Genomic DNA, 4,223 nt, shown 5'->3' with positions numbered 1-4,223 from the left:
CCGCGCCCGCGCGCGACGCCGGCGCCGCCACCAAGTCGCGCAGCCGCAAGCCCGCCGAGGCCGAACTGCAGAAACTGTTCGTGCTCGACACCAACGTGCTGATGCACGACCCGAGCAGCCTCTTCCGCTTCGAGGAACACGACGTCTATCTGCCGATGATGACGCTCGAGGAACTCGACAACCACAAGAAGGGGATGTCGGAAGTCGCGCGCAACGCACGCCAGGTCAGCCGCACGCTCGACGCGCTGGTCGCCGACGGCGGCCCGATCTCGGACGGCATCCCGCTGTCGCGCCTCGGCAGCCGCGAGGCGCTCGGCCGCCTGTACTTCCAGACGAAGCTCGCCGACATCGCGCCGGTCGAAGGCTTGCCCGTGGGCAAGGCCGACAACCAGATCCTCGGTGTCGTGCGCGCGCTGCAGCGCGACCGGCCCGACCGTCAGGTCGTGCTGGTGTCGAAAGACATCAACATGCGGATCAAGGCGCATGCGCTCGGGCTGCCCGCGGAAGACTACTTCAACGACCAGGTGCTCGAGGACTCCGATCTCCTGTACAACGGCGTGCGCGAGCTGCCGCAGGATTTCTGGACCAAGCATGCGAAAGGCATGGAGAGCTGGCAGGACACGAAGACGGGCACCACGTACTACCGCGTGACGGGGCCGCTCGTCGCGTCGATGCTCGTCAACGAGTTCGTCTATCTCGAACCGCAGAACGGCGAGCCGACGTTCCATGCGATCGTCCGCGAACTGAACGGCAAGACGGCGCTGCTGCAGACGCTGCGCGACTACAGCCACCACAAGAACAACGTGTGGGGCATCACCGCGCGCAACCGCGAGCAGAACTTCGCGCTGAACCTGCTGATGAACCCCGAGATCGACTTCGTCACGCTGCTCGGCCAGGCCGGCACCGGCAAGACGCTCGTCGCGCTCGCGGCCGGCCTCGCGCAGGTGCTCGACGACAAGCGCTACAACGAGATCATCGTGACGCGCGCCACCGTGCCCGTCGGCGAGGACATTGGTTTCCTGCCCGGTACCGAGGAAGAGAAGATGCAGCCGTGGATGGGCGCATTCGACGACAACCTCGAGGTGCTGCAGAAGACCGACGACGCGGCCGGCGAATGGGGCCGCGCCGCAACGCAGGAACTGATCCGTTCGCGCCTGAAGGTGAAGAGCATGAACTTCATGCGCGGCCGTACGTTCGTCGACAAGTACCTGATCATCGACGAAGCGCAGAACCTGACGCCGAAGCAGATGAAGACGCTCGTCACGCGCGCGGGCCCCGGCACGAAGATCGTGTGCCTCGGCAACATCGCGCAGATCGACACGCCTTACCTGACCGAAGGCAGCTCGGGCCTGACCTACGTCGTCGACCGCTTCAAGGGCTGGGGCCACAGCGGCCACGTGACGCTCGCTCGCGGCGAACGTTCGCGGCTGGCCGACTACGCGTCGGACATCCTGTAACGCGGCCTGCCGGCCGATCGGCCGGCTGTCGACGCCACACGGCGCTCCGTTTCCGGAGCGCCGTTTTTATTTGGGGTCGAAGAAAAAAGTAACGCTTCGTCACGCAAAAGCGCAGTTTACGCGCGAAACTTCAAGTAAATTCTCAAGAATGGTTGCTTAAGCCCCGTCCGAGCGTCTACCATCGGGTCTGTCTGTTGTCATACGATTCGCGAGCGCGCCGCGCTCGCCCGCCTTGCCATGCTTCGAATCTGGGTTCCCGTCGCCGTCGTTTCCCTGCTTGCGGCCTGCTCCAGCGTGCCGCCGCAGTCGGCATCGCGTTCCGCGTCGGGCATGAAGATCACGACGCCGCGCGCGTTCCCCGCTCCGGCCAATTTCCCGAAATTCGTCGATCACAGCGTCGGCCAGGAAGAAATCTCGATCCAGGCGATGAGCCTCGTCGGCATCCCGTATCGCTGGGGCGGCAACACGCCGACGAGCGGCTTCGACTGCAGCGGGCTCGTGCGCTACGTGATCGGCCGCGCGGCCGACGTGAACCTGCCGCGCACGACCGCCGACATGAGCGGCCGCGGCGTGTCGATCGAACCCGACGAGATCGCGCCGGGCGACCTGATTTTCTTCAATACGACCGGGCGGCCGCATTCGCACGTCGGCATCTATGTCGGCAAGCTGCGCTTCGTCAACGCACCGTCGACGGGCGGCACCGTGCGGCTCGACTACCTGACGAACCCGTACTGGGCCAAACGTTTCGACGGTATTCGCCGCGTCGCGCCGCCGCGCACGGCGCCGCCGCCCGGCAGCGCGAGGTGCCCCGTCACGTTCTTCAGCGTCTTGTCGGGCCGCAGCGTCGTGTCGAAATCGAGCAGCGCGAGCCCCGGCACGCTGCCGGGCGCGCCTTCGAGGCCGAGCGGATCGTCGAGCGTGCGCCCGAGCATCTGCATCCCGCCGCAGATGCCGATCACCTTGCCGCCGTAGCGCAGGTGGCGACGGATCACCGCCTCCCAGCCCGCGTCGCGCAACCATGCGAGATCGCGCTGCACGCTCTTCGAACCGGGCAGGATCAGCAGGTCGGCGTCCGGCACGGGGCCGCTCTTCCAGTACGTGAATTCCACCTGCGGGTGCGCCCGCAACGGATCGAAATCGGTGTGGTTGCTGATGCGCGGCAGCGCGGGCACCACGACGCGCAGCACGCCGGCATCGCCGCGCGCGGCGGCGCTGCGCGCCTGCGCGGGCAGCATGTCCTCGGCGTCGAGCAACAGCCCGTGCAGGTACGGCAGCACGCCGAACACGGGCTTGCCCGTCTGCGCGCGCAGCCAGTCGAGCCCCGGCTCGAGCAGCCGGATGTCGCCGCGGAAGCGATTGATCACGAAACCGCGCACGCGTGCGCGTTCGCTGTCCGACAGGCACGCGAGCGTGCCGACCAGATGCGCGAACACGCCGCCACGGTCGATGTCGGCGACCAGCACGACGGGACAGTCGACGCGTTCGGCGAAGCCCATGTTCGCGATGTCGCCTTCGCGCAGGTTGATCTCGGCCGGGCTGCCGGCGCCTTCGACGATCACCGTGTCGTAACCGGCGCGCAGGCGTGCATAGGACTCGAGCACCGCATCGAACGCGACCGGCTTGTAGTCGTGATACGCGCGCGCGTCGAGGTTCATGCGCGCCTTGCCGTGAATGATCACCTGCGCACCGCGGTCGCTCGTCGGCTTCAGCAGCACGGGGTTGAAATCCGTATGCGGCGCGACGCCCGCAGCCAGCGCCTGCAGCGCCTGCGCGCGACCGATCTCGCCGCCGTCGGCCGTCACCGCGCTATTGAGCGCCATGTTCTGCGGCTTGAACGGCGCCACGCGTGCGCCGGCGCGGCGCGCGAGGCGGCACAGACCCGCGACGAGCGTACTCTTGCCCGCATCGGACGTCGTGCCCTGGATCATCAGCGTGCCGCGCGGCCGCGGCTCGGGTGCATTCATCGTGTCAAGGTCGTCGCTAAGCAAAGGCCGCATTATCGCCCGCGACGGGTCGCGCGCGCCGTTACAATCACGCGATGATTCCGCACGACCTCACCTTCGTCCTCGGCGGCGCGCGCTCGGGCAAGAGCGCCCATGCCGAGCGGCTCGCCGCCGACAGCGGCCGCCCCGTCACCTACATCGCGACCGCGATCGCCGCCGATGCCGAATTCGCGCAGCGCATCGCGCATCACCGCGCGCGCCGGCCGGCCGACTGGGGCTTCGCCGATGCCCCCGTCGATCTCGCGGGCACCCTCGCGCGGCTCGACGATCCGCACGCGTGCCTGCTCGTCGACTGCCTGACGCTGTGGCTCACGAACCTGCTGTGCCCGGCCGACGGCGCACCGCTCGACGATGCGCAGTACGCGGCCCAGGCCGACCGTCTCGAGCACGCATTGCGCGGCGCACGCGCGAAGGTGATCGTCGTCAGCAACGAGATCGGGCTCGGCGTCGTGCCGCTCGGGTCGGTCACGCGCCGCTACGTCGACGAACTCGGGCGCCTGAACCAGCGCGTTGCCGCGCTCGCGACGCGCGTGACGCTGCTCGTCGCCGGGTTGCCGCTCGACCTGAAGGCCGGAGCATCGTCATGCTGATGCTGTCGCTGCCCGTCGTCGCGATGCTCGCGGTCGCGGCCGCGATCGTCGACCGCGCACTCGGCGAGCCGGCCGGCTGGCATCCGCTCGTCGCGTTCGGCCGCCTCGCCGCACGCCTCGAAAGCGCGCTGAACACGGGCCGGCGCGGCCGCATGGTCGGCGTCGCCGCGTGA

At 68.4% G+C, this 4,223-nt stretch carries 2 protein-coding genes and 3 pseudogenes; 4 read left to right on the top strand and 1 reads right to left on the bottom strand.

Annotated elements, in window-relative coordinates; translation table 11 throughout:
* Both G3N62_RS34525 and G3N62_RS34520 read left to right on the top strand, forming a co-directional pair.
* Positions 1–1,457 (top strand): PhoH family protein (locus G3N62_RS34525; protein WP_206141494.1); only part of this gene is annotated, 1,457 nt, incomplete at its 5' end.
* A 237-nt stretch (positions 1,458–1,694) separates the two neighbouring features.
* Positions 1,695–2,243: pseudogene (locus G3N62_RS34520) on the top strand (C40 family peptidase); the annotation flags it as partial.
* A 2-nt stretch (positions 2,244–2,245) separates the two neighbouring features.
* Here G3N62_RS34520 and G3N62_RS34515 read toward each other — a convergent pair.
* Positions 2,246–3,421, bottom strand: a pseudogene (locus tag G3N62_RS34515) (cobyric acid synthase); the annotation flags it as partial.
* A gap of 74 nt (positions 3,422–3,495) precedes the next feature.
* On the opposite strand from G3N62_RS34515, the gene cobU reads away from it, so the two are divergent.
* Positions 3,496–4,050, top strand: coding sequence for a bifunctional adenosylcobinamide kinase/adenosylcobinamide-phosphate guanylyltransferase (gene cobU / locus G3N62_RS34510; protein ID WP_034186263.1), 555 nt, complete (start codon positions 3,496–3,498; stop codon positions 4,048–4,050).
* Positions 4,044–4,220 (top strand): annotated as a pseudogene (locus G3N62_RS34505) (cobalamin biosynthesis protein); the annotation flags it as partial. The gene cobU and the pseudogene G3N62_RS34505, both read left to right, overlap by 7 nt.
* Between the last annotated feature and the right edge of the window lie 3 nt (positions 4,221–4,223).

It is taken from the genome of Burkholderia sp. Tr-20355, assembly GCF_017104685.1.
In the GTDB taxonomy this organism is placed as follows: domain Bacteria; phylum Pseudomonadota; class Gammaproteobacteria; order Burkholderiales; family Burkholderiaceae; genus Burkholderia; species Burkholderia seminalis.
The sequence above is the reverse complement of the archived record's forward strand: the minus strand, read 5'-3'. Positions and strand labels throughout refer to the sequence as shown.